A 23,866-nucleotide genomic window follows, 5' to 3' on the forward strand; every position below is an offset into this window, starting at 1 on the left:
TTATTTTTTCAAACCTTCAACAGCGCCTTTAACGGCATCTTTAGCGTCAGCAATAGCAGCCTTAGCCTTACCAGCCAATTGCTCTACCTTACCTTCTGCTTCTACTTCCTTGTTGCCAGTTGCCTTACCGACAAGGTTTTTAGCACCACCAACAAGTTCTTCTGCTTTTGCATTTACTTTTTCTTCTGACATAGGATTTCCTCTTTCTTTTATTTCTTAAATGACACGGGGTTCATTAGCAGTCAATTCTTCAATACCTCTTGAAGTTTTCTTGACCTGACTACCTGTAAAATCTGCTACTGATTGGGTTGCATCTGAAACACGGTCCTGCAAGCTAATAGAATCAGCTTCAAATTGAGCCCGCGTCTTGATGTCCGATACTTCAACGTTGATTTCAACAACTTCCAAGTCCGTCATACGCTTGACTTCTGACTCGACAACTGTCTGGATAGCCTTGTAGATAGTCGGCAAATGTTTTTGGTATTCAGCCACAATCGACAAATCGACTGCAACCTGTTTTTTCCCAACTTCTACATTCACACCTGAACGGACATTTTCAGTGTTGACCAATTTATCCTTCAAGTTAGCTAAAAATCCGCCATCCACAGCTAATAAGCCGTCTACTGATTCCAAAGCTAAGCCAACAATTTTTTCAATGACCTTGTCCGCATAGGTCAATTCACCATTGATTACCTGTGTATTTTGTTCTGTCATAATGACCTCCGAAAATATAAAATTCTATTTAAACTTAATAGCGCTTATTGAAATAGTTTTCCAAGAGACCTGTCTCCTGGAGGCCGAAGCCTACCCCTACTCCGATTGCAACCAAAACTAAGACTAAGAGAGTTTTGAAAAATCCAAGACTCAGAAATAAGATAGATAATACAAGACCGACGGCACCTCCCACTAGAGGAAGAGTCCATTTATTGACTGTTTTCATGTACACCTCTATTCTACGCGAGAAGGACGCGACTGTTTACTGCTTGCAACATCTTTGACAAGAACAGTAAAGTTGATAGGCTGCTCCATTCCAAAGAATTGACGCAAACCATGTTGAATGCTTTTCTCCAAAAGACTAGTCTGCTCACCAAGGGAGCCAGCTTTAGCAAGATCACCCGCAAGCTTGACTTTAAGACGCTTCTTATAGGGAATAACTGTTGCACTTGCAGATTTCATATAGCCAGATTCTTCTGCCAGGATCGCTACATAGGACTCGATAGCAGATTTTTTCATTAGAAGACTGCCACCATTTTCCTGGATGAGGTTAATCTCTGCATAGCGCTTAGGGTAGAAAAGGACTACCAGGAGCAGGACCGCAGTCAGAATTGCCAGTCCTATCAAGCCCCAAAATGCAAGGGGATTGAGAAAGGGAGCGACAACCTGATGGACAGGCCATTGAGGAATCCATGCTACTAGCTCCGCTGGGAGATGGCCCCCTCCTGCAAACTTCAAAGAAGTCAGCAAGAGGAAGAGCAGGACCAGCAATAAGAGGCTAGCAGTCAGTATTTTTTTTACTTTAGACATTGAGGCCTCTTTCTAGTTTCATTAACCCTTACGGCCAAAGAAGAAGGATACAACTGCTACAACGATAACCGCACCAAGGATAGATGGGAACAAGGCCATACCTGCAAGGCTCGGACCGCCGTGACCAAACAAACTTTGACCAACAGATGATCCGACTAGACCAGCGATAATGTTCGCGATCCAACCCATTGAACCACCCTTTTTCGTAATCGCACCAGCGATAGCTCCAATAAATCCACCAACAATAAGTGACCAAATCATATAAATTCTCCTTTTAGATAAAAATAGTAAAAATCGATTTTTGGGTTATAAAGATGAATAACAGCAACGTTACTTGATAAGTGACAACTTTTATTTATCTTTATGTTGTCAGTATATCATCAATTTGGAGACTTGGCAAGTCTTTTTTCTTATTTTTTCAAAAAAAGTTGAAAAAATTCTTTAAAATGCCTATTTTATGCGATTTTTAGGTGCTATTTTTTTGATATTTCTTTTCAGAAGGAGCCAGTTTCTAACCTAAAATGTCAGATAATGAGGAGAATAAGAGGAAAAAATAACACGATTTTTCGGTTTTTACTTCAAAAGAAACTACATTGACTAGCTTTTTTAATTTATAAGTTGTCACTTTTTCTGAACAAAAAAAGCCGTTGAATATCCAACGACTTCCTCAAATGAGACAACTTAAGCTACTTCTCCTTATAAAAGAGCACAAAGGGGAGCACAATTCCGACCGAAATCCACCATTTGACCTCCATATGGAGCAGATACTTGCCAAGGCTGGCCACTAGGACATAGAACAAGGCCAAAGCGATGCGGATGTAGATATTCTTCAAATCAAATTTCATAGGTAAATCTCCTTGTACTATCATTATACTATCTTTACTCTTGAAAAATCAAATCTATCCATTGTCAACAGCCTTGTTGAGTGAAGAGTTTCGGGGGAAATTTTCAGCCTATCGCCTTGAAAGAAGGGCACGACAGAGGGCAACCATGGACATTTTCATTGAGTTTTATAGATAGAAACAAAGAAAATCCCAGTCCGTAGACTGAGATTCAATAGATTTATAAACACTAGACTTTAGACTGAATAGCCTGCATCTGGGCATAGACACCACCTAGAGCGACCAAGTCATCATGACGGCCTTGTTCAATGATACGACCTTGGTCCAGGACCAGAATCTGGTCTGCATTTTGAATGGTCGACAGGCGGTGGGCGATGATAAAGGTTGTCCGCCCCTCCTTGACCACTTCCATGGCATGCTGGATGATTTCCTCAGTCTCCGTATCAATGTGAGAAGTCGCCTCATCCAGGATCAGAATCTTAGGGTCAGAATAAAGGGTCCGGGCAAAGGCAATCAACTGCCGCTCTCCACTGGAGAAGGCCGAACCTTTTTCGACAACAGGCTCATCGATTCCCTTTTCCAGACGAACCAACATCGGCCCAGCTCCAACCTTTTCCAGAGCCTGGTGCACGCGCTCCCGGTCCATTTGGTCCACATCCATGGCCACATTGCTGGCAATGGTCCCCGTAAAGAGATAAGGATCTTGCAGGACAATCCCCATATGGCTGCGCAGGCTTTCGCGAGAATAGTCGCGAATATCCTGACCATCAATCAAGACCCGCCCAACCTGGGGATCGTAAAAGCGATAGAGTAGGTTCATAATCGACGTCTTACCCGAACCAGTATGGCCCACCAGAGCTACTGTCTGTCCCTTGTCCGCCTGGATAGAGATATCCTTCAAGATTGCCTTGCCTTCTTCATAGGCAAACTGGACATGTTCAAATATGACTTGACCATCAGTCACCTGCAAGATCTCTTCTCTATCTGGCTCCGTCTCTTCTTCCAAGAGGGCCATCAAACGCTTGCCCGTTTCAAAGGACCGCAGCATATTTGGAAATTGCTGTACCAAGGAACCCAGGGCAATAAAAATTCCCTCAATATAGTTGACATAGACAAAGAGCTTGCCTGGACTAACCCCCGGCTGGCCCTTGAGAAACTGATAGCCAACCACCGTAAGAATACCAGTGACCACCAAGTTTTGCAGGAAACCACTCAGGTTCCAGGTCGCCAAGGATTGGGCCCAGATAATTCGGTTATCGGCCCGTCGCATCTTGTCTGCCGTTGCCTCAAACTCTTCCATGACTGCCTCTTCCTGACCGAAAAGCTGGATCAGACTAGCCCCGTTCATGGTTTCATTGACCTGGGTATTGACATCACTCCTGGCATCATAAAAGTCCTTCATGGGTTTGTCTGTCATCCGCTTATAGGCATACTGGATAGCGATATAGAGTGGAATCAAGACCAGCATGAGCCAGCCCAGGGTGGCATTCATGTAAAAGAGGACACCGTAGGTAAATGCCAGACGGATGAGGTTATTAAAGGCGTAGACCAGGGTCCCATAGAACTGGTTGCGCAGGGTCTCGGTATCATTGACAATCCGAGTCGCAATCTTACCTGCTGGTTTGTCATCAAAGTAGGAAATAGGCAGGCGCTGCATGACATCGTAGGCCTGATTTCGCAAAAGCTCCGCAATCCGATTGGCACAGTGCATAAGCAGGCGCATGGACAGATAAAAGCCCAGACTACCGATGACCGTCATTCCCATATACTGACTAGCCTTGGTCAAAAAGGCAGCCTGATTAAAGGGCAGCCCCTTGCTCAAATCCGTCAAGGGACCGTCAATAGCCTGCTGGATAATGAGCGGTGCCAAACGCACCATGGTAGAAGCAAGGAGATAGAAGGCTACCGCAATGGCAAATAGCCATTTGACCTGCTTGATTTGTCGCAATAAAAATCCTAAAATCTTCATTCCTCTCCTCCTTCCTGGCTTTGTTGTCGCTGGTATTGCTCAAAGTACCAGCCACCTTGCGCCAGCAAATCTGCTGGACGGCCCTCTTCAACGATGCGGCCCTCATTCAGAACCAGCACCCAGTCTGCATGGTTAACAGCCGACAGGCGGTGGGTAACGATGACATTGGTTTTACCCACCCGTTCTTTTTGGATATTTTCAATAATCTGGCGTTCTGTACGAGCATCTACTGCCGACAGGGAATCATCCAGTATCAGCAGGTCTGGTTTTCGCAGAAAGGCCCGTGCAATGGAAATCCGTTGCTTCTGACCGCCCGAAATGGACACACCCCGCTCACCAATCATGGTGTCCAGACCGTCACTCATCCGCTCCAAGTCCTTGGTAAAGGCTGCTGTGGCAATGGCTCTCTGAATGTCCTCAGGACTGCTATCTAGCTTGCCTAAAGCAATGTTTTCGCCAACTGATTTGGAAAAGAGGATATGCTCTTGAGGAACGTAGCCAATTTTTTCCTCGATAGATGCGCGTTTAAAGTCCAGAACTGATTGGCCATTTATTGTAAAACTGCCTTGACCGACTGGATATTGACAGAGGAATTGGCGGACCAGAGTGGTCTTGCCTGACCCTGTTTTCCCAACGATACCGACTGTCTGCCCTCTTTTCAGGGTCCAATGGATGTCCTGCAAACTCGGCCGGTCTGCCTGTGGATAGCTAAAGCTGTACCCTTCAAAAGCCAGACTGGACAGCTCTGCTATTTCCCCAAAACCATCAACTTCCAAATCATCCCCTGTATCAATCAGCTCCTGCAGCTTTTCAAATGAGGTCTTGCCGGTCTGGTAGACCAAGATGAAATCCGACAGCATCCAGAAAGGCTCGAGAAGTGAACCAACGTAGAGCTGGAGGGCGATGACCTGGCCGATAGACAGTTGACCGGACTTGACAGCTACTGTCCCCATGACCAGGACCAAAATAGTGGACAAGCCCAGAGCCAAAGTAGCCAAGGGATTGTAGAGGGACTGGAGGGAAGTAATCCGGTCTCCACCCTTGGCAAGCTCCCGTGTCCGCTCCTGAAACTTGACCTTCTGAGTGGCCTTCTTGCTGTAGGCGCGTGTGACCCGAATACCTTCTACGACTTCCAGAACCTCATTATTGAGCTGGGCGACAGCCTCCCGGTTGGCCTCAATGGCCTCATCCTGCTTGCGACCGATGAAAAAGATAGCCGCAGTCATAGCCAGCATAGGAAGCAGAGCCACCAGAGAAGTCTTCCAGTCGATGATAAACATATATGGAATGACAAAGGCAAACATGCCTCCTGCATAGACCACAATCATGATTCCGTAGCCAACCATTTCCATCAGCCCGTCCACGTCCGTTGAAAAGCGGGTCATGACATCCCCAGAGCGAAACTTCTCATAGAAGGGCGTCCGCATGACAACCATTTTTCGGAAGGCCCGCTGCTGCATGTCAAATTTGAAATTGATAGAAGACTGAAAAAGCTTGAGATGCCAAATGAAGGCTGTAGCATAGTTGACCAGGGTCACCAGGAAAAGCAGGGTCATATCCTGGACCAACATTTTCTCGGTCAAGCCATTAGACGCCAGGGTGTCGACCATTCTTTGGATAATCTGGGTCGGCACCAAGAGCGTGGCGTCGTAAATAATCAAGGTCACAGCGATCAGCAAGTAGAGCCACTTGTGCCGCTTGACATAATCAAAAATTAAGCTGAACATATATCTCCCTTATCTTAAAACCTTTCTAAGCACGCAAAAAAGCCTAGACAACACACTCCGCCTAGGCTCCCTCAAGTCCGTTCAAATAGACTATTATAGTTGCTTAAAAAGGAGTGGTTTATGAAAAACAGATTGTTTTGTGATAAATACTGTATTGTTCATTGTAGTACTCCTTTCCTTATTCTACCCCTTATTTTATCAGAATATATTGACTTGTCAAGGTATTTTAGGTAAAAAAGTAAGAAAAAACGACCCATCCGGACCGTTTGTCAACTATATGCTAGTTGCCGGGATTGAACCGGCGACCTCATCCTTACCATGGATGCGCTCTACCGACTGAGCTAAACCAGCAGTACCTTATCAGTATATCATACTCTGGAAATTTGTCAATATTTTTTGAAAGAAAAAAAGCCTATAAAAGGACTCTTTTCCGCTATACATATCTGAATAGATTCTACAGTTTTCTCAGCAACTCTTTCAAAGCCCTGCTTTTGCCAAAATCGACTGGCCTGTGGATTGGCCGCCACATAGCCTAGTCTGACTTTTTGGAAATACTGTCCTAACTGACTTTCTAGCTCTGCCATGATTTTGGAACCTATCCCCTGACCAGCCAAGCTACCGTCCACCATAAAGAGACCAATGTAAGCTATCTGTTCATCAGGATAGCCGGCAATCAAATCCAGCACTGCCACCAACTGATTGTCCCACCAGTAACCGACAAAATACTTATCTGACAGGTCCTTCCCAGGCGGACAATCGACTAAATCTTGCCGCAAACCTTCTAAACTCGGACTAGGCGGATAATGTTCAAAATAGAGGGGATTGGTCTGGTAAAGAACCAAAACCTGCTCTAAGTCAGCTTCAGTTAGCTTTCGGACTTGATAATGATTTGAAAATTGACTAATCTTCATCCTCTTCGTTCCCACTAGGCTCCCCAATCACCTCAAAACTTGCTCGGCTATCTGCTGCTAATGCATCTTGTTCGTAAGCATTGATAATCTGGGCAACAACTGGATGACGGACCACGTCCTTGGCAGAAAAATAAACAAAATCAATCTGCGAAATATTTTTCAATTTTTCCGTAGCATCAATTAAACCAGACTTGACCTTACGAGGTAGGTCAATCTGACTAATATCCCCGTTGACAATCATCTTGGAATTAAAACCGAGACGGGTCAAAAACATCTTCATCTGCATGATAGTAGTGTTTTGCGCCTCATCCAGAATGACAAAGGCATCTTCCAGCGTCCGCCCCCTCATATAAGCCAAAGGTGCAATTTCGATAATCTCCCGCTCCATGAGACGAGTGGTCTGCTCCTTACCCAAGATCTGATAGAGGGCATCGTAAACGGGACGCAGATAAGGATCAACCTTCTCCTTCAAATCCCCCGGCAAAAAGCCCAGACTTTCACCAGCCTCAACCGCAGGACGAGTCAGGACAATCCGCTTGACCTGGCCACGCTTGAGGGCGGTGACAGCCAAGGTCACAGCCAGGAAGGTTTTTCCCGTCCCTGCTGGACCGATACCAAAGACAATATCATGTCGCTTGACAGCATCCACATAAACCTTCTGTCCCAAGGTCTTGACACGAATGGGCTTGCCAGAATTGTCCTTGATGATTTCTTCCTCATAGAGGGCGACAAATTTTTCGATTTCATCATTTTTGGCCATGGAAATAGCCGTCACCACATCTGGCGTTGACACAGTTAGCCCGCGATTGACCAAGACCAAGAGGGACTGGATGACCAGACGGGCCTGCTCAACATGGTCAGCTTGACCAATGACCTGGACCTTTTCTGTCCGAGCATGAATGACCACGCCCAGCTCCTGCTCCATCAGACGCAAATGGCGCTCATTGGACCCAAAAAGACTAAAACTATCGTCCGGATGGCTGAGTTGAATATCAATAGAATGTTCTTGCAAAGACTTGCTCCTTTACCTGTGCTTTTCTATTATTATACCAAAAATCTATCAAACTGGCCTTGTGAAAACAAAAAGAACAGAGAAGATCACCTCTCTGCTCCTATGGAGACCGTATTCATTATATAAAGGGATTAGGTTATAAAGGAATAATCAGATCTCCACGATTTTCGTAAGAAATTATTCTTACACTTGTATTATAACCCTATTTAGTGATAAATTGCAACTAAATGAACATTATTTTTTTATTTTTATGTATATTTTTACATTTTTGATTTTATATTGGTATGATTATATGAAATAATCCTATATGCAGAGTAGGCTAATGGGCCATATAGTCCTCCCAAATGGCGTCAAAATCAGACATTGAAAAAGCAAAACTGGCAGACTCCTCCAAAAAGCGACTGACCTCATCAAAATCCGTTGATTGCTTTGGGAAATCATACTCTTCAAAGGCATAATCAGCCAAAATAGCCACAGGCTCGTTGGACTTGGGATTGCGCTGGGTCATCAACCAGCTATAAAAGGTTCTTCTCATACTATCCTATTCTCCTTAGTGATGAAAGAATCCTTCAGTTCAGAACCAAAGGATTCTCAATAAAGTAAAACAAACTCAGTTTGTAGACAAAGTCTCTTTTCAGACTTTCCTGAGGTGATGTTGGATGGCTCCGAAAGTCAGGGGAGTGACTTTCGGAGGTTGGAAATAGAACGAACGCAGTTCGGTTCATTTAGTCAGGGGAGTGACTTTCGGAGGTTGGAAATAGAACGAACGCAGTTCGGTTCATTTAGTCAGGGGAGTGACTATCAAAGGTTGGAAATAGGGAACTGCTGAGCAGTTCCTCAAATCCTCTGTTCCTTTGAGCCTAAGGTCTCAAATACTCCGAATACCTGAAAAGACAACGTTTCAGGCATTTTCATCACGGCGGAAAGTCCTGGTTTAGGGCTCGCTCCGCTCGCAAAATAATCTAAATTTTTATTTTTTTCTTAGCAGAGCTACTCAGTTAATTTATCCAGAATTTAGTTTATCGACATTCTAACAAACTATTTATTTCTCGAACGACTCTTGCGTCTTTCCTTAAATTGGGCACGATTTTTCTGCTCATTCCTAAAAATAAAATAGGAAACCAGAGCCAGTGGTAACAAGACCAGACTAGAACCAATCCAAGTTAGGGTGAAATTTGTTTGATTGTCAGCTTCAGCGGATTGCTTTTTGACCAAGGCCTTATTGACCGTTGCCAAGACGCCTGTATCTTCAGCCTTCACAGAATCCTGAATCAAGGGACTGACCGAATCCAAGCCATTATCCGCATAGACCTGCCCATCCTTATATACCAATTTGGGACTAGTTCCAACGGGGACAGTCGCATATAGGTCCGACTCAACCTGGTAATGCTTTCCGTCCTGGCTATGTTTACCAGCTGTCAAGACTTTCTTGTATTCAAAGTCCTGATAAGCCTTATTAATCAAGGCGTTAGCAAAGGCATGGCGCTGGAAATCAGAATTCATATCAGACCAGGTACCCACACCCATAATGACTGCAATCATCTTTTGCCCGCCTCGATCGATGGTCATGGAAATATTGAAGGCCGCACGAGGACTGGAACCGGTTTTGAGACCAGTGACCCCTTCTAAACCGTAGATATTTCCTGGTAAAGAATAATTATAGGAATTATAGGCCTGCTGGTAGGGAGTGTCCACCATCGTAACAATGACCCGATGGCGCGTATATTCCAAAATAGCAGGATATTTTTTGGTCAAATGGTAGACCAAAATGGCCATATCACGCGCTGTTGTCTGGTTGGAAGCCGAATTGTCATAACGCTTGGGACTATAGTAACCTCTAAAGCCACTTGCCCCTGCTCCTCCTGGATTGTTCCAGACAGAATTGGTCATACCCAGCTCCTTGGCCTTGGCATTCATCATGTCCATAAAAGCATCCGGATCATTGTTAGACAAATAATTTGCCAACATGACTGTCGCTACATTGGAAGATGGTACCAAGGTCATGGCAATCAAATCACCAACTGTATAATCAACATTAGCATAGATCGGATTGTTCGAAATTTCATGGATAGCAGAAATCGCCTGGTCAGTCTCCGTTGCCCTGATAATCGTATCTTCTGTCAACTTGCCCTGACCAATGGCTTCATAGACCAGATACAAGGTCATGAGCTTACTCATACTAGCCGGATCCCTTGACTCATCAATATTATCTTGCCAAACAATATCTCCAGTATTTCCATCAATCAATATAGAAGACTTGGGCCTGTAACCCTCATAAACCTCATAACCAGAAGCTCTAGCAATATCCATCAATTCATCTGCTTTTACTACCGAACCGCCCCAAACCAGGCCAATTAACAGTAGAGCAAGTAGTATTCTTTTCACTATAAACTCCATTGATATTTATTGATAAACGGGAGGATAACTACAAACCCTGCACCTTCCTCCTAACGCAATCCCAACATGGCTTCCTTGGCATGAACCATGTCCGTCATCATCTGGCAATAAGGCGTTGGAATACCAACCCGCTTGCCCTTGAAAACTACCGCTCCATTCAGATAGTCAATCTCCGTCTTGCGACCATGTTGGATCAAGTCCTGATGCATGGACGGATAATGATGTGAGGCCTTTTTAGAAGTTTCCATGATGTACTTCCAAATTCCCTCTTCATCGATATTCCCTACTTCCGCACGCGCCACAGCGATAAATTCCTTGAAAATCCCCTGAACCAGATTGAGTCCACCTTCCGTTCCAAAAAGTTCCCCAATGGTACAGTCCATAATGGTACAGGTCGGATTCATGACCCCATTGACACAGGCCTTGCGCCAAATAGATTCAATCACATTCTCATCATAGGTCGCATTGAGTCCCGCTTGGTTAAACATGTCCACGATGTGGGCAACAGCCTGACCGTCCCCAGACATATTTTGCAGGAAAATGGATCCTGGTCCCTCCAGATGAGCATGACCTGGCCCCTTGAGCCCAGCCAACCAAATGGTCACTCCAACCATGATCGACTCATCTGGCACATAGCGGCGCATGGTGGTCGCATGACCCAACCCATTCAAAAGACTGAGTACCTTGGTCTGTTCGCCGATAATCCCCTTTATATCCTGCAACATTTTTGGTAACTGGTCTGCCTTGGTCAAGAGGATAATCAAATCCGCCACTTCCACAGCCTCAGTCGGTTTCATAATCGGCAGCTTGACCGTCTCGTCAAAATCCCCCGTCACCTTGAGCCCATTTTCACGGATAGCCTGAATATGGTCCTCCCAATTGTCCAGCAAAATCACCTCATGATCAGTCTTGGACAGGGAATAACCAAAACGGCAACCCATGGCTCCACTACCAGCAATATATACACGCATGATTCGTCTCCTAAATCAATTCTGTCCCAATCGCATCTTGCTTGATTTTACCGGCTTTCATCAGCCCACCCAGGGCTTTTTTGAATTGCCCCTTGGAAATGCCAAAGGTGGCCTTGATGTCTTCCGGAGCAGACTTGTCATTCAAGGTCATAAAGCCGCCATTGCTTTCCAGATAAGTCAAAATCATCTGGGCATCATTTTCCAACATCTCAAATGAGCGTGGTTTGAGCGACAGATTGAGGGTCCGGTCAACAGCCCGATAGCCGATGACACGGGCCTCCAGGACCTGGCCCAAACGTGGCTCTGCATAACGCTCGGTAGGATGAATAAAACCCAGCATATTGTTGTCTGGCAAGTAAACAAAGGTCCCATTGAGTTTCAAGCGGTAGACAATGGCCTTAAGGGTCTGGTTTTGCATATTGTCATAAGCAGGACCTGCCATCTTTTGAAATTCCTCTTGAAAGGCAGGTAAAGCCCAAATTCGGTCTTTCTTGTCAACGTCCAACTTGACATAGAGCTGGTCGCCTTTCTTGGGCCAGAGTTCCTTGATGTCAGGAAGGATGTCCAAGGACACAACTACTTCCTTGTCCGGCAAGCCCGTATCAACAAAGACACCCAAGTCCTTCCTCACTTCTGTTACCGTTCCCCAGCCAAAGGTATCGCGGGTTGCTCCCACTTCCTTGGTCGTCAAGCGCAATTTCTGCTTCATATCTGTGTAGGCAAAGCCCTTGACAGATTGACCCAGCTGAAAATCCCCTTCTTCCTTGGACAGGGCAAAGGTCTTGCCATCCTTTTGGATGAAGTAAAACTGGTCATTTTGGTCGGTCACTAATCCGACAATATAGTGAGCTAGTAAATCATTCATAGCTATTTCTTTCTAGGCAACCATTGGGTGCCTGCATTTTTGGAGGCTCTGCTGCTTACTCTTTAGACAAATCTCTAGGAAAACAATCAACAAAGCTAGCAAAAAAAGGAAGGAAAGACAAGGATTCTGTAGATCTTTGTCCTCCCATTCCCCTTGTGCTGGTTAAACTTCTAAGAGTTCTTTTTCCTTGTCAGCTGTCATCTTGTCGATGGTCTTAATCGCATCGTCAGTGACTTTTTGGATGTCTTTTTCAAGCGTCTTCAAATCATCTTCCGTGATTTCTTTGGCCTTCTCAGCTTTTTTGGCCTCGTCCATAGCGTCACGACGGATGTTACGGATAGCTACTTTCGAGTTCTCACCCACTTTTTTCACGTCTTTTGCCAAGTTCTTACGTGTTTCCTCTGTCAATGCAGGGATAACCAAGCGGATAACTGTACCGTCAGATTGTGGCGTCAAGCCAAGGTCAGACGCATTCAAGGCACGCTCGATATCTTTCAAGATAGACTTATCAAACGGTGTGATAAGAAGAACACGCGCCTCTGGCACTGTGATACCAGCTAACTGGTTGAGCGGTGTTGGCGCTCCGTAGTAATCCACAGAGATACGGTCTAGGAGACTAGCATTGGCACGACCTGCACGGATATGGCTAAATTCACGCGCCAAGCTCTGGTGAGATTGATTCATACGCTCTTGCGCTTTGGCAATAATTTCTTTCGACATAAAATATCCTTTTCTTTTTGTTTTTATTTTTCTTCTTTGTTAGAAACGGTTGTACCGATTGGCTCACCGAAAACAACACGTTTGATATTGCCTGGCTCATTCATGTTAAAGACAACCAGGTCGATGTCATTGTCCATTGAAAGAGTTGATGCTGTGGCATCCATGATTTTAAGACCACGATGGATAACTTCACGGTGGGTCAATTCATTGAACTTAACCGCATTGGCATCCTTACGAGGGTCTGCATTGTAAACACCGTCGACCCCATTTTTAGCCATAAGAATGGCATCTGCTTCGATTTCTGCTGCACGAAGAGCAGCCGTCGTATCGGTTGAGAAATACGGTGAGCCGATACCAGCACCAAAGATAACGATACGACCTTTTTCCAAATGACGGAGAGCACGACCGCGAATATAAGGCTCTGCCACAGACTGCATAGAAATAGCTGTTTGCACACGAGTATCCACACCAAGCTGCTTGAGGGAATCCGCCATCACCAGGGCATTCATAACTGTTCCCAGCATCCCTGTATAATCTGCTTGTACACGATCCATACCAGCTTCTGCAGCAGGCTCCCCACGCCAGAGGTTCCCACCACCGATTACAAGGGCAATCTGCACACCAGACTCAGCCACTTCCTGGATTTCCTTGGCCATTTCCTGAACTGTCTTGATGTCAATTCCGACACCACGTTCACCAGCCAAGGCCTCTCCAGATAGTTTGATTAGAATACGTTCGTATTTAGGTTTCATCATCTCTCTCCTCTATTTCATCCCTAGTATTTTATCATAAAATCGGGGATTTTTATAGAAAAATATCTAAGAAAACGGAGATTTCCAAACGAATCCCCTTCTAAAATTTATGCATCCAATTTTTGGTACTCCACTGCCAAGCCCCGTGCAACTGCTGGACGCTTAGCAATTTTCTCCACCCACTGATTGAGGTTCTGATAGCTAGCAACATCTAAAAATTCCTTGGAACCTGGATAGAGATTGCCCTGAGCCAGACGACCATACCAGGACCAGATGGCAATATCCGTAATAGTATATTCGTCGCCAGCAATATAGGGACGGGTCGCTAAGACCTGGTCTAACACATCTAGTTGACGCTTGGTTTCCATGGCATAGCGGTTAATCGGATATTCCTGGGCAGTTGGCGCGTAGTGATAGAAATGTCCAAAGCCACCACCAACAAAGGGTGCTGCACCAGTCTGCCAGAAGAGCCAATTGAGGACTTCCGTGCGACCTGCCCAGTCCCTTGGCAAGAAGGCATCAAATTTCTCAGCCAAATAGAGCAAAATATGAGAAGACTCAAAGACACGGACAGGATCTGCCCCTGAATAATCCACCATGGCAGGAATTTTTGAGTTTGGATTGATGTCTACAAAATCTGAACCAAACTGGTCGCCTTTGCCAATTTCAATCAAAAACAGGTCATAAGCCGCATCCGATATCCCCAATTCCTTGAGTTCTTCCAGCATGATAGCCACCTTGATGCCATTGGGTGTTCCAAGTGAGTAAACCTGCAAGGGCTTATCGCCTTTGGGCAAGGTTTGCTCAAAACGGCTACCTGCGGTAGGACGGTTACCAGTCCGATTGTCATTTTCATCTTCCCACTTCCATACCTGTGGTTTCACATAATCTGTCATTCTATTTCCTCCTATAGGCTGTTTAAACCCATGACATAGCGATTGTAGCTTACTTGCAAATCTTGGATATAGCGGGCCAATTCAACCAGTTCCTTGGGCGCCCGCCAGGTCAGAGCAGTCACTTCTGCATTGACAAAAACAGAGAGTTGATCTGCCAAGAGATAGAGATTGTCCGACTTGTCTAATTTCTGCGCAAACTCCACAATCTTCTCACGCAAGACATCCGAAATAATACCTTCTTCTAAATTGTAAACAGCAGATAAATGGCTGTAAAATTCGTCAGAATTTGCTTTTCTCATACTAACCTCCTTGATATGCCTGGACATATTATACACTAAAATTCAGGTATTTTCAAACAGAAAAAGACTGCCCGAAGACAGTCCCTCTACTCATTACAATGAGTTTGGATCAACTTTGATACCAACACCTTGTGTTGTTGTAATTGATACTGAAGTCATGTACGTACCTTTAGCTGTAGCTGGTTTAGCTTTAGCCATTACATCGTGGAATGCTTTGAAGTTTTCAACGAGTTTGTCAGCGTCAAATGATACTTTACCGATAAGAGCTTGTACGATACCTGCCTTGTCAGCACGGTAAGTGATTTTACCACCTTTAGACTCTTCAACTGCTTTAGCAACATCCATAGTTACTGTACCAGTTTTAGGGTTTGGCATCAAGTTACGTGGACCAAGTACGCGACCAAGACGTCCAACAACTGCCATCATATCTGGAGTTGCGATAACAACGTCGAAGTCCAACCAACCACCGTTGATTTTAGCAACGAGGTCATCTTCACCAACAAAGTCTGCACCAGCAGCTTTTGCTTCTTCTGCTTTAGCACCACGTGCGAAAACAAGAACGCGAGCAGTTTTACCAGTACCGTTTGGCAATACCATTGCACCACGGATTTGTTGGTCTGCTTTACGAACGTCGATATTCAAGTTGTAGGCAACTTCAACTGACGCATCAAATTTAGCGAAGTTTGTTTCTTTTGCAAGAGCAACAGCTTCTTCTACGCTGTACAATTTTGTGCTGTCGATTTTTTCAAGAGCAGCACGCAAGTTTTTGCTTTTTTTAGCCATGTTATATGTCTCCTTGTAATCAGATAATCTTGGGTGCTACTTAGTCAGCAACAGTGAATCCCATAGAACGAGCAGTACCTTCGATCATACGCATTGCAGCTTCAAGAGATGCAGCGTTCAAGTCAGGCATTTTAGTTTCAGCAATTTCTTGTACTTGTGCACGAGTAACTGTTGCAACTTTAGTTTTGTTTGGTGTACCTGAACCTTTTTCAACACCTGCAGCTTTTTTCAAAAGAACAGCAGCTGGTGGTGTTTTAGTGATGAAAGTGAATGATTTATCTTCATACACAGAGATAACAACTGGGATGATCATACCAGCTTGGTCAGCTGTACGAGCGTTGAACTCTTTAGTGAATCCCATGATATTGATACCTGCTTGACCAAGTGCTGGTCCGACTGGTGGAGCTGGAGTAGCTTTACCTGCAGGAATCTGAAGTTTTACGAGTTTTTCGACTTTTTTAGCCATGATATAAAATCCTCCTATTGTGGTTTTGGCGGTAACTAAAGATTTTTACCTCCCACAAATATGCGCATTTACACATACCTTTTTATTATACACGATTTCAGGAAAAATGCAAGCTTTATGTTTACTTTTTTTTATTTTTTTAATAGAATATAAGTATGTTATTACTGAAAATTGCAGCGGTTGTTTATCCAATTGTTACGCTGATTATTTCAATTCTATTTGTCAAATTATTAAAGTTAAATAAAAGGGGTTGGAACTTTGCTGACCTGGCTTTTCCTATGTTCGCTTTTGAATTTATCATCCTAACAGATAAGCTCTACTACAGCAGCCTGCTACCCCACCTACTGTTAGCTCTTTCTCTGCTCTTGCTGATTCTGCTAACTGGCACTCTCTATAAAAAAAGAGAATTAGACTACAAGCGTTTTTTCAAGGTTTACTGGAGAGCTGGTTTTCTCCTGACCTTTCTCATGTACATCGGTCTTCTCGTCTCCATCTTTACCCAAAAATAAGCAATCCCTCCTGAGAAATTGTCAGAAGGGATTTTTTCTATTCATGAATTTCTAATGGTAGACCATCTGGGTCAAAGAAGAAGGCCATCTTCTTGCCATCAAAATCGTCATATCGTAGGGCTTCGTGGGGAATATCCAAGCGGTCAAACTCCGCCAGACAGGCCTCGACGTCTGCGACCTTAAAAGCTAAATGCCGCAGGCCAGTGTGTTCTGGTTGAGGCATTTTGGGGCGCAAGGGAGCGTCAGACTTGATAAAGATTTCTAAGACCAGATTGCCCTTTTTGACATTGAAAAGAATGTCATTTTTTTCTGGGCGAATATGCTCATCCAGCTGTTCAAAGCCCAATTTGTCCACATAAAATTCTCTGGTTTTGTCATAACTACTACCGATAATGGCAATGTGGTGCACCATTTCAAAAGTCATTACTGTGTCTCCAATACTTTTCTAGGTTTGGTCCCTTCGGCTGGCCCGATGACGCCAGCTGCCTCTAATTCTTCCATCAAACGGGTTGCACGGTTAAAACCGACCGATAGGCGGCGCTGGATCATAGATGCGGAAGCCTTTTGCGTTTCGATGACGAGGGCACGAGCCTCATTGAAGAGAGGGTCACCCTCAGAAGCTCCGCCATTGTCATCAAAACCACCATCACCTTCTGCCACTTCGCCCGGATCAAAGGACTCGTCGTATTCGGCATCGGCCTGGTCTTTGACAAAACTGACAATCCGCTCGACATCATCGTCCGAGATAAAGGAGCCTTGTAAGCGAATTGGAGCCGACTCGCCAATAGGATGGAAGAGCATGTCCCCGCGACCGAGGAGTTTTTCGGCGCCATTTTCTCCCAAAATGGTCCGCGAATCCGTGCCCGATGCGACCGCAAAAGCCACACGAGACGGCACATTGGCCTTGATCAGACCTGAAATAACATCAACGGACGGACGCTGGGTCGCTAAAATCATGTGAATGCCCGCCGCACGAGCTTTTTGCCCCAGACGGATAATGGCATCCTCCACTTCCTTGCTGGCGACCATCATCAGGTCAGCCAACTCGTCCACGATAACGACAATCAAAGGTAGGGGAATTTGTTTTTCCTCGGAACGGCTGTTAAATTCCTCAACCTTGGCATTGTAGCCTTCAAGGTTACGGACGCCGATATGACTGAAGAGTTCGTAGCGTTTCTCCATCTCGTCCACCACCTTTTGCAGGGCGCGCGCTGCCTTACGAGGATTGGTCACAACAGGGATGAGCAGGTGGGGAATATCATTATAGACCGACAATTCAACCATTTTGGGGTCAATCATCATAAACTTGACTTGGTCAGGACTGGCCTTCATCAAAATAGAAGAAATAATACCGTTGACCGCGACAGATTTACCAGAACCGGTCGATCCTGCTACCAGCAAGTGAGGCATTTTGGCAAGGTCAAAGGATTTGACAGAGCCGTTGACTGCCTTTCCAAGCGGAATTTCCAAGAGTTTGTTAGCATCCGTCTTAGATTGTTCCCAGAGTTCACGGAAGGGCACCATAGCCACTTCGGAATTGGGTACCTCGATACCGACCAAGGATTTGCCCGGAATTGGCGCTTCGATACGGACATCTTTGGCAGCTAGAGCCAGAGCCAAATCATCCGCCAAATTGGAAATCCGATTGACACGGACACCGACAGCGGGTTTTAATTCATAGCGGGTGACCGACGGTCCGATTTCTGCCCGCTCTACAACTACCTTGATACCAAAGCTGGCAAAGGTGTCTTCCAAAATCTTAATGTTCTGTCGGACCAGACGTTTTTCATTGGACTGGCTTTTGGCCTTGACTGGCGCAAAGAGGTCAATGGATGGCAATTTGTAGGAAAAGCGTTGCTTGAGCTTGGGTTTGAAGTCGATTTGAACTTCGACATCATCCACTTCTTCTGGAAGGTCGGCACTTAGCTGTGGTTCCTCATCCTCAACCAGCATAACTGGAAATTCATCTTCTACCTCTTCTAAATGATCGTATTCTGAAATAATGGGCACTTGAACTGGTTCTGCGTCTAGAATTTCACCCGTTTCCAAATCGACTGGCCTATCCAAGGCTAATGATTCTTCTTCCTCCAAACGCAGGCGCTCTTCCTCCAAACGAGCCAATTCTAGCTGGCGTTTTTCTTCTCGCTCGGCCCGCTTCAACTCCCGAAGCTCTGCCCTTTTTAACTGGCCCTCCGTCATCTTATCCTTGAGAACTGCCAGGCCATCGGCCACATCGTAGACAGACCATGGACTCATAAAGAAAATACCAAAGGCAATAAATAGAAGACCGATGAAAAAGGAGCCTAGATTAGAAAATAGAAAGGCAATGGGCATATAGAAGGCGCTACCCAGCAGGCCTCCACCCAGAAACTCCTTGACCTGAAAACGCGACAGCTCATTCAAACTCAGCCGCAAACTATAGGTAAAGAGGTCCGACCCACTGTAAGAAACATCCAAATAGGCCTGAAAGCCTATCAGGAGACCGGCCACAATCAGGTAAAAGCCCGAAATCATCCCTTCTCTGTGCTGCCAAAATCGGGGGAAGACAAAGTAGACTAGAAGTCCTGCCAGGACTAGATAAGATAGACTACCAAACAGTAGGCGGAAGACATTGTAGGCCGTCACACCGAAGGCACCCAGCCGACTAGCTGTCAAAATAATGAATAGGACGCCGAAAATCCGAATCAAGATTTTCTTGACTCGATCCTGCTGGGCTAGTTCAGCCTTGGTCGGCCTCCTTGTTTTCTTTCCTTTTTTATTTGCTTGCTTCATCTCAACCTCAACTTTCTCAATCTCTTTATTTTACCATATTTTTAGTCCGAATTCAGGTTAGAAATGCAGGTACTGACGAGACGAGAAAGAGAGAATCTTTCGACTCTCCCCGCACTTTTATTTTGTCTTTTCAACATTCAAGATTTTCACCTGGTAGCTTCCAGCTGGTGTCTCAATCAGAGCAACATCTCCAGTCTTCTTACCAATCAAGGCATGACCGATAGGACTCTCATTTGAAATCTTATTGGCAAAGGCATCCGCGCCCGCAGCACCAACGATGTGATACACTTCCTCGTCTGTTTCACCGATTTCTTGAACAGTAACTGTCTTACCGATAGCCACTTCATCTGCTGCAACAGCATCGCTATTGACAATTTCCGCATAACGAATCTTGTTCTCGATAGTTGAAATTTGACCCTCTACAAAAGCCTGCTCATCTTTAGCTGCTTCGTATTCAGAGTTTTCCGAAAGGTCTCCATAAGAACGGGCGATTTTAATACGCTCCACAATCTCCGGACGACGGACCAACTTCAGTTCTTCTAATTCTTTTTCCAACAATTCCTTTTCTTCCAAGGTCATTGGATAGGTTTTTTCTGCCATTTTTACTTCCTTTTCATGTTTATCAGGGATGAAAACAAAATTATGCGGAAAATCCACATAATTTTGCCTCAACCTTATTGATTATTTAATTTGCTATTTACGTGTGTTTCAACGTTTTGATTGTGCTCGTCAAATGAAGCGGTAAAATACACTTCTCCAGTCGTCACATCTGCTACAAAGTAGAGATAGTCTGTCTGGTTTGGATTGATGGTCGCCTGAATAGCTGCCAAACTTGGACTTCCTACAGGACCAGGCATTAGACCTAGGTGTACGTAGTTGTTATAAGGTGAATCAATCGCAGTGTCGATTCCTGCATCCTCAGCCAAGGTTGTCTTCTCACCCAATTTGCCCATTGCATACAAAACAGCGATGTTAGACTGCAAAGGCATGCCGATGTTCATACGATTGTAGAAAGTGCTTGCGATATTCCGACGGTCCTCGTCTGTAGTACCTTCCTTTTCAACCAGTGAAGCCATGGTCAATACTGAATTCACATCCAAGCCCTTGTTTGGAAGCTCCGCATAGTATGGTTGCAAGGCAGTATTGGTCGCCGCAATCATATCTTCTACCAATTGCTCAACAGTCGTGTCTTCGTAATACTCATAAGTAGCTGGAAAGAGATACCCTTCCAACTGATACTTGACACCACTATCCGCTGCAGGCAGGCTTGCAAAGAGGTCTGGATAAGTCTCTGTCATTCGCGTGATGAAAGCTGGGTCCTGAACCGTTGCCATAAAGGCATCCGAGCTAAATGGAGATTCCGTTTTTTCATCCTCTGAAGCACTATTTTGGGTAATCGCTTGGGCAATCTGCTCAATGGTGTACCCCTCAATAACCAGGATTTTACCTGATGCAGGTTTTTCAGCGACTGGAGTTCCACCCTCTTGCAACTTCTTAGCCAGATCTTCTACAGACATGGCCTGGTTCAAATTATAGAAACCACTCTGGAAGCTATTATAGCTCTTTAATTTAGAGAAGTAGTTAAAGACTGTCGCGTTCTTAATCAGCTTATTTTCTAAAAGAATTTGACCGATTTGACTAGTAGAAGAACCTTCTGGAATTTCCACTTGAATAGTCTCTGAAGCTTCCACATTAACTGGTTCTAAGCTTGACTTGACATAGAAGAAACCAGCAACCAAGGTAGCCACCAGGGCCAAGGCAACCAAGGAAACAATGGTCCCGACAATTTTCTTAGCTGTTTTATCTTGTTTCTTCTTAACTTGCTTGGTCGCACCGCGTCTTCTTGCCAAGGGTTCTTCCTTTTCAACAACAGGAGTCACTGGTTCAGGTTGAGGAGTTACTGCAGGAGCAACCTCTGCCTCATCTCTTGTAAATACCGGCTCATCTTCCAATGGAGGTAAAATCATCGGTTCAGGTTGAGGAAGTGGCTCTTCTTCGGCTATTTCCGGATAATCCATTCCAGCCGCAATGGTCCGCAACTGTTGCAGACTGCGCTCAACCGTATCTTCCAATGGAGGTTCTACTGTCTCGTTCCCCTCTTCTTGAGAAAATTCTGGCGCTATTGGAGGCAGTTCAACTTCTTCTTCCTTGACCGACAAATCCACTTCAACCGCTTTCGGAGGCAAATCTTCTACAATCTTTGGTATAACCTTTGTTTCTTCAAGGCCAAGCTCGTCCTCAAAAGCAATCTTGTTAATCCGAATGGTTTGTGGCGCTGTTTCTTTTGTTTGTTCCAAGGCTTCTGTCAAAGGCAGATGCGTTGGAGTTGCTTGCTTCTTCTCTGTAGATTCTTGTAAGGATTCAACAATATCCTGTCTACTCGGAAGGTCCGAATCTGTGTTTTGGCGTTTTGATTTCAATTCCTCTAGTTCTCTTAATATCTGATCACGAAAACTAGCAGATTGTGTGTCTTTATCTTCAAAATCCTTTGGCACAATACTACTCCTTTCACACAATTACCCTTTATTATATCTTAAAAAAATTACAAAATCAAGGAATTTAAAGCCATTAGCACGACATTGTATGAAAAAATGCATGCAACCATTTTCTGATAACATGCAACGTTTTTTTATCATTATTTCATTCAATTCTCCAAGTTATTAGTGACAACTGAACGTTTTGCGGGTTTCCCATAGCACACGTTGAGGAGACAGGAATTCCCTTAATCCCGTCTAAAAATATCCCGTGTATAGACTTTGTCTGCCACATCATCCAAATTAACATCATAGCGATTAGCCACAATCGCCTGGCTCATTTCCTTAAATTTCTTTAAATTGTTGACAACTTTGGAGCCAAAAAAGGTCGAACCATTTTCCAAGGTAGGTTCAAATATAATGACTTTAGCCCCCTTGGCTTTCAAGCGCTTCATCACCCCTTGTATCGAACTCTGACGGAAATTGTCCGAATTGCTCTTCATGGTCAAGCGATAAATGCCAATCGTAATCTCTTTCTCCACTTCTTGATTAAATTGATCATGGCCTGAATAGTCGTAATAGCCTGCCAATTTCAAGACTTGATCGGCAATGAAATCCTTACGAGTACGGTTGGATTCCACGATGGCAGTCATCATATTCTGAGGCACCTTATCATAGTTTGCTAAGAGTTGTTTGGTGTCTTTAGGCAGGCAGTAGCCCCCATAGCCAAAGGAAGGATTGTTGTAATGGTCTCCAATCCGAGGATCCAAGCCAATCCCGCGGATGATGGATTCGGAGTTCAAGCCCTTCATCTCTGCGTAGGTATCCAATTCATTAAAGTACGAAACCCGTAAGGCCAAATAGGTATTGGCAAAGAGCTTAACAGCTTCAGCCTCAGTTGCACCCATATGCAAGACCTCAATCTGGTCTTTCAGAGCGCCTTCTTGTAAGAGCATAGCGACCTTTTTGGCAGCCGCAATAGTCTCTGGGACATCATCGTGTTCATAGGAAACGATAATCCGAGAAGGATAGAGATTGTCATACAAGGCCTTGGATTCCCGTAAAAATTCTGGACTGAAAAGAATGTTCTTGGTACCAAACCTCTTACGAACCGACTGTATAAAGCCAACAGGAATGGTGGACTTGATGACCATTAGGGCTTGAGGATTGACCTTCATGACCATCTCAATGACTGCCTCCACATGACTGGTATCAAAATAATTCTCCGCGCTATCATAGTTGGTCGGGGCAGCAATGATGACAATTTCGGCTTCTTTGTAGGCTGTTTCGGCATCCAAGGTCGCAACCAAATCCAAGTCCTTTTCCGCCAAATACTGCTCAATGTAGTCGTCCTGAATCGGTGATTTCCTAGCATTGATCAACTCAACTTTTTCAGGAATCACATCGACCGCAACAACTCGATGGTGTTGCGCCAAGAGAACGGCGTTTGACAAGCCGACATAGCCCGTACCTGCGATAGCAATATTGGTTTTGGGAATCACGGTCTCTTCTTTCTCAACTTGACTAGTAAAGAGGGAAAATACATCAATGTCCAAGACCTGGGCCAACTTTTCAAGTTGTGGAATGGAGGGAAGATGCTCTCCTTGCTCGATCTTACTGATCATGGCGCGGTTTATCCCCGTTGCGACTGCCAGTTCTTGTTGGGAGTAGCCTAACTGTTTTCTTTTTTTTTAAAATCATCGATTTAAATTTTTCAACTGAAAATATACTGTTACTCATACTAACACCTCATCAAAAAAAAGTATACAGAGTATTGGTAACCGCCCAATAACGGCTCTATAATTTCTGTAGTGGGTAAATCCACTGTAGAGATTATATAGCCTTTTTGAGTGTATACAAAAAATCCCATATGACCTATAATGAAAAGCAACCACACTCACATTAGAAAGACTCATATGGAACTACTTCATCATACCACAGAACTAATCGGAATCAAAGACAAAAACATCAAAATTC

General features: G+C 44.6%; 25 protein-coding genes, 1 tRNA gene and 1 pseudogene. 1 reads left to right on the top strand and 26 read right to left on the bottom strand.

Features of this window, described 5'->3' with window-relative positions:
• The 21 genes from ACHBGV_RS01230 to rplK all read right to left on the bottom strand — a co-directional run bounded on the left by ACHBGV_RS01230 (nucleotide 1) and on the right by rplK (nucleotide 16,134).
• A complete protein-coding gene (locus ACHBGV_RS01230; RefSeq protein WP_105101041.1) occupies nucleotides 1-192 on the bottom strand; it encodes a CsbD family protein in 192 nt (63 codons plus the stop codon).
• 24 nt (nucleotides 193-216) lie between these two features.
• On the bottom strand, nucleotides 217-714 hold the full coding sequence (locus ACHBGV_RS01235; RefSeq protein WP_394735477.1) for an Asp23/Gls24 family envelope stress response protein: 498 nt from the start codon (nucleotides 712-714) through the stop codon (nucleotides 217-219).
• A 34-nt stretch (nucleotides 715-748) separates the two neighbouring features.
• Entirely contained in the window at nucleotides 749-940 is a 192-nt protein-coding gene (locus ACHBGV_RS01240) for a DUF2273 domain-containing protein (RefSeq protein ID WP_105110351.1), read from the bottom strand.
• Nucleotides 941-948: 8 nt separating this feature from the next.
• Nucleotides 949-1,524, bottom strand: a complete 576-nt coding sequence (gene amaP, locus ACHBGV_RS01245) for an alkaline shock response membrane anchor protein AmaP (protein ID WP_172021530.1) — start codon at nucleotides 1,522-1,524, stop codon at nucleotides 949-951.
• A 21-nt stretch (nucleotides 1,525-1,545) separates the two neighbouring features.
• Nucleotides 1,546-1,785 carry a GlsB/YeaQ/YmgE family stress response membrane protein gene (locus tag ACHBGV_RS01250; protein ID WP_105110353.1) on the bottom strand — a complete coding sequence of 80 codons (240 nt, stop codon included), beginning with the start codon at nucleotides 1,783-1,785 and terminating at the stop codon, nucleotides 1,546-1,548.
• Between the two features lie 425 nt (nucleotides 1,786-2,210).
• Nucleotides 2,211-2,369, bottom strand: a complete 159-nt coding sequence (locus tag ACHBGV_RS01255) for a hypothetical protein (RefSeq protein ID WP_161948244.1) — start codon at nucleotides 2,367-2,369, stop codon at nucleotides 2,211-2,213.
• A 226-nt stretch (nucleotides 2,370-2,595) separates the two neighbouring features.
• Entirely contained in the window at nucleotides 2,596-4,335 is a 1,740-nt protein-coding gene (locus ACHBGV_RS01260) for an ABC transporter ATP-binding protein (protein WP_394735478.1), read from the bottom strand.
• Nucleotides 4,332-6,062: an ABC transporter ATP-binding protein gene (locus tag ACHBGV_RS01265; protein WP_394735479.1), complete on the bottom strand. Its 1,731-nt coding sequence runs from the start codon at nucleotides 6,060-6,062 to the stop codon at nucleotides 4,332-4,334. The genes ACHBGV_RS01260 and ACHBGV_RS01265 overlap by 4 nt, the downstream gene beginning before the upstream one ends.
• A 278-nt stretch (nucleotides 6,063-6,340) precedes the next feature.
• Nucleotides 6,341-6,413 (bottom strand) — tRNA-Thr (locus ACHBGV_RS01270).
• Nucleotides 6,414-6,448: 35 nt separating this feature from the next.
• The gene (locus ACHBGV_RS01275) at nucleotides 6,449-6,973 is read right to left on the bottom strand and encodes a GNAT family N-acetyltransferase (protein WP_394735480.1); all 525 of its coding nucleotides are present in this window, start codon (nucleotides 6,971-6,973) and stop codon (nucleotides 6,449-6,451) included.
• Nucleotides 6,963-7,985 carry a PhoH family protein gene (locus ACHBGV_RS01280; RefSeq protein ID WP_257117983.1) on the bottom strand — a complete coding sequence of 341 codons (1,023 nt, stop codon included), beginning with the start codon at nucleotides 7,983-7,985 and terminating at the stop codon, nucleotides 6,963-6,965. Before ACHBGV_RS01280 ends, ACHBGV_RS01275 begins: the two co-directional genes overlap by 11 nt.
• Before the next feature lie 319 nt (nucleotides 7,986-8,304).
• Nucleotides 8,305-8,520, bottom strand: coding sequence for a YozE family protein (locus ACHBGV_RS01285; RefSeq protein WP_105111139.1), 216 nt, complete (start codon nucleotides 8,518-8,520; stop codon nucleotides 8,305-8,307).
• A 503-nt stretch (nucleotides 8,521-9,023) separates the two neighbouring features.
• A complete protein-coding gene (locus tag ACHBGV_RS01290; RefSeq protein WP_394735488.1) occupies nucleotides 9,024-10,373 on the bottom strand; it encodes a DUF1958 domain-containing protein in 1,350 nt (449 codons plus the stop codon).
• 59 nt (nucleotides 10,374-10,432) lie between these two features.
• Nucleotides 10,433-11,353, bottom strand: coding sequence for a 2-dehydropantoate 2-reductase (locus ACHBGV_RS01295; RefSeq protein ID WP_105161048.1), 921 nt, complete (start codon nucleotides 11,351-11,353; stop codon nucleotides 10,433-10,435).
• A gap of 10 nt (nucleotides 11,354-11,363) precedes the next feature.
• The gene (cvfB, locus tag ACHBGV_RS01300; RefSeq protein WP_257104164.1) at nucleotides 11,364-12,218 is read right to left on the bottom strand and encodes an RNA-binding virulence regulatory protein CvfB; all 855 of its coding nucleotides are present in this window, start codon (nucleotides 12,216-12,218) and stop codon (nucleotides 11,364-11,366) included.
• Nucleotides 12,219-12,380: 162 nt separating this feature from the next.
• The gene (gene frr, locus ACHBGV_RS01305) at nucleotides 12,381-12,938 is read right to left on the bottom strand and encodes a ribosome recycling factor (RefSeq protein WP_105111144.1); all 558 of its coding nucleotides are present in this window, start codon (nucleotides 12,936-12,938) and stop codon (nucleotides 12,381-12,383) included.
• A 23-nt stretch (nucleotides 12,939-12,961) separates the two neighbouring features.
• Nucleotides 12,962-13,693 (bottom strand): UMP kinase, encoded by a 732-nt coding sequence (gene pyrH, locus ACHBGV_RS01310; RefSeq protein ID WP_161943050.1) that lies wholly within the window; start codon nucleotides 13,691-13,693, stop codon nucleotides 12,962-12,964.
• Between the two features lie 104 nt (nucleotides 13,694-13,797).
• A complete protein-coding gene (gene yghU, locus ACHBGV_RS01315; RefSeq protein WP_394735481.1) occupies nucleotides 13,798-14,586 on the bottom strand; it encodes a glutathione-dependent disulfide-bond oxidoreductase in 789 nt (262 codons plus the stop codon).
• 11 nt (nucleotides 14,587-14,597) lie between these two features.
• Nucleotides 14,598-14,885 (bottom strand): hypothetical protein, encoded by a 288-nt coding sequence (locus ACHBGV_RS01320; protein WP_105123133.1) that lies wholly within the window; start codon nucleotides 14,883-14,885, stop codon nucleotides 14,598-14,600.
• A 93-nt stretch (nucleotides 14,886-14,978) separates the two neighbouring features.
• Complete coding sequence (gene rplA / locus ACHBGV_RS01325; RefSeq protein ID WP_024379858.1) at nucleotides 14,979-15,668, bottom strand: 50S ribosomal protein L1; 690 nt, start codon at nucleotides 15,666-15,668, stop codon at nucleotides 14,979-14,981.
• A 40-nt stretch (nucleotides 15,669-15,708) separates the two neighbouring features.
• The gene (gene rplK, locus ACHBGV_RS01330; protein ID WP_105161053.1) at nucleotides 15,709-16,134 is read right to left on the bottom strand and encodes a 50S ribosomal protein L11; all 426 of its coding nucleotides are present in this window, start codon (nucleotides 16,132-16,134) and stop codon (nucleotides 15,709-15,711) included.
• A gap of 155 nt (nucleotides 16,135-16,289) precedes the next feature.
• On the opposite strand from rplK, the gene ACHBGV_RS01335 reads away from it, so the two are divergent.
• A complete protein-coding gene (locus tag ACHBGV_RS01335) occupies nucleotides 16,290-16,643 on the top strand; it encodes a DUF3397 family protein (protein WP_394735482.1) in 354 nt (117 codons plus the stop codon).
• Between the two features lie 37 nt (nucleotides 16,644-16,680).
• On the opposite strand, the gene ACHBGV_RS01340 is transcribed toward ACHBGV_RS01335, so the two are convergent.
• From ACHBGV_RS01340 to ACHBGV_RS01360, 5 genes and pseudogenes are all read right to left on the bottom strand, one after another.
• Complete coding sequence (locus ACHBGV_RS01340) at nucleotides 16,681-17,067, bottom strand: VOC family protein (protein ID WP_394735483.1); 387 nt, start codon at nucleotides 17,065-17,067, stop codon at nucleotides 16,681-16,683.
• Complete coding sequence (locus ACHBGV_RS01345; RefSeq protein ID WP_394735484.1) at nucleotides 17,067-19,415, bottom strand: DNA translocase FtsK; 2,349 nt, start codon at nucleotides 19,413-19,415, stop codon at nucleotides 17,067-17,069. Before ACHBGV_RS01345 ends, ACHBGV_RS01340 begins: the two co-directional genes overlap by 1 nt.
• Before the next feature lie 117 nt (nucleotides 19,416-19,532).
• Entirely contained in the window at nucleotides 19,533-20,015 is a 483-nt protein-coding gene (gene greA / locus ACHBGV_RS01350) for a transcription elongation factor GreA (RefSeq protein ID WP_105123129.1), read from the bottom strand.
• Between the two features lie 74 nt (nucleotides 20,016-20,089).
• Nucleotides 20,090-21,910: an endolytic transglycosylase MltG gene (gene mltG / locus ACHBGV_RS01355; protein WP_394735485.1), complete on the bottom strand. Its 1,821-nt coding sequence runs from the start codon at nucleotides 21,908-21,910 to the stop codon at nucleotides 20,090-20,092.
• A gap of 227 nt (nucleotides 21,911-22,137) precedes the next feature.
• Nucleotides 22,138-23,574: pseudogene (locus ACHBGV_RS01360) on the bottom strand (nucleotide sugar dehydrogenase); the annotation flags it as partial.
• Nucleotides 23,575-23,866 lie beyond the last annotated feature (292 nt).

The sequence above is a fragment of the Streptococcus sp. A34 genome (assembly GCF_043674115.1).
Classification (GTDB): Bacteria; Bacillota; Bacilli; order Lactobacillales; family Streptococcaceae; genus Streptococcus; species Streptococcus suis_V.

Excerpts from the sequence above, each read along its gene's own strand:
- ACHBGV_RS01240 (WP_105110351.1), bottom strand. The coding sequence starts at position 940 with ATGAAAACAGTCAATAAATGGACTCTTCCTCTAGTGGGAGGTGCCGTC.
- yghU (WP_394735481.1), bottom strand. The coding sequence starts at position 14,586 with ATGACAGATTATGTGAAACCACAGGTATGGAAGTGGGAAGATGAAAAT.
- ACHBGV_RS01235 (WP_394735477.1), bottom strand. The coding sequence starts at position 714 with ATGACAGAACAAAATACACAGGTAATCAATGGTGAATTGACCTATGCG.
- ACHBGV_RS01230 (WP_105101041.1), bottom strand. The coding sequence starts at position 192 with ATGTCAGAAGAAAAAGTAAATGCAAAAGCAGAAGAACTTGTTGGTGGT.
- ACHBGV_RS01345 (WP_394735484.1), bottom strand. The coding sequence starts at position 19,415 with ATGAAGCAAGCAAATAAAAAAGGAAAGAAAACAAGGAGGCCGACCAAG.
- ACHBGV_RS01335 (WP_394735482.1), top strand. The coding sequence starts at position 16,290 with ATGTTATTACTGAAAATTGCAGCGGTTGTTTATCCAATTGTTACGCTG.
- ACHBGV_RS01295 (WP_105161048.1), bottom strand. The coding sequence starts at position 11,353 with ATGCGTGTATATATTGCTGGTAGTGGAGCCATGGGTTGCCGTTTTGGT.
- ACHBGV_RS01255 (WP_161948244.1), bottom strand. The coding sequence starts at position 2,369 with ATGAAATTTGATTTGAAGAATATCTACATCCGCATCGCTTTGGCCTTG.
- ACHBGV_RS01320 (WP_105123133.1), bottom strand. The coding sequence starts at position 14,885 with ATGAGAAAAGCAAATTCTGACGAATTTTACAGCCATTTATCTGCTGTT.
- cvfB (WP_257104164.1), bottom strand. The coding sequence starts at position 12,218 with ATGAATGATTTACTAGCTCACTATATTGTCGGATTAGTGACCGACCAA.
- ACHBGV_RS01340 (WP_394735483.1), bottom strand. The coding sequence starts at position 17,067 with ATGACTTTTGAAATGGTGCACCACATTGCCATTATCGGTAGTAGTTAT.
- ACHBGV_RS01250 (WP_105110353.1), bottom strand. The coding sequence starts at position 1,785 with ATGATTTGGTCACTTATTGTTGGTGGATTTATTGGAGCTATCGCTGGT.
- rplK (WP_105161053.1), bottom strand. The coding sequence starts at position 16,134 with ATGGCTAAAAAAGTCGAAAAACTCGTAAAACTTCAGATTCCTGCAGGT.
- rplA (WP_024379858.1), bottom strand. The coding sequence starts at position 15,668 with ATGGCTAAAAAAAGCAAAAACTTGCGTGCTGCTCTTGAAAAAATCGAC.
- ACHBGV_RS01260 (WP_394735478.1), bottom strand. The coding sequence starts at position 4,335 with ATGAAGATTTTAGGATTTTTATTGCGACAAATCAAGCAGGTCAAATGG.
- amaP (WP_172021530.1), bottom strand. The coding sequence starts at position 1,524 with ATGTCTAAAGTAAAAAAAATACTGACTGCTAGCCTCTTATTGCTGGTC.
- ACHBGV_RS01285 (WP_105111139.1), bottom strand. The coding sequence starts at position 8,520 with ATGAGAAGAACCTTTTATAGCTGGTTGATGACCCAGCGCAATCCCAAG.
- frr (WP_105111144.1), bottom strand. The coding sequence starts at position 12,938 with ATGTCGAAAGAAATTATTGCCAAAGCGCAAGAGCGTATGAATCAATCT.
- ACHBGV_RS01265 (WP_394735479.1), bottom strand. The coding sequence starts at position 6,062 with ATGTTCAGCTTAATTTTTGATTATGTCAAGCGGCACAAGTGGCTCTAC.
- ACHBGV_RS01275 (WP_394735480.1), bottom strand. The coding sequence starts at position 6,973 with ATGAAGATTAGTCAATTTTCAAATCATTATCAAGTCCGAAAGCTAACT.
- pyrH (WP_161943050.1), bottom strand. The coding sequence starts at position 13,693 with ATGATGAAACCTAAATACGAACGTATTCTAATCAAACTATCTGGAGAG.
- greA (WP_105123129.1), bottom strand. The coding sequence starts at position 20,015 with ATGGCAGAAAAAACCTATCCAATGACCTTGGAAGAAAAGGAATTGTTG.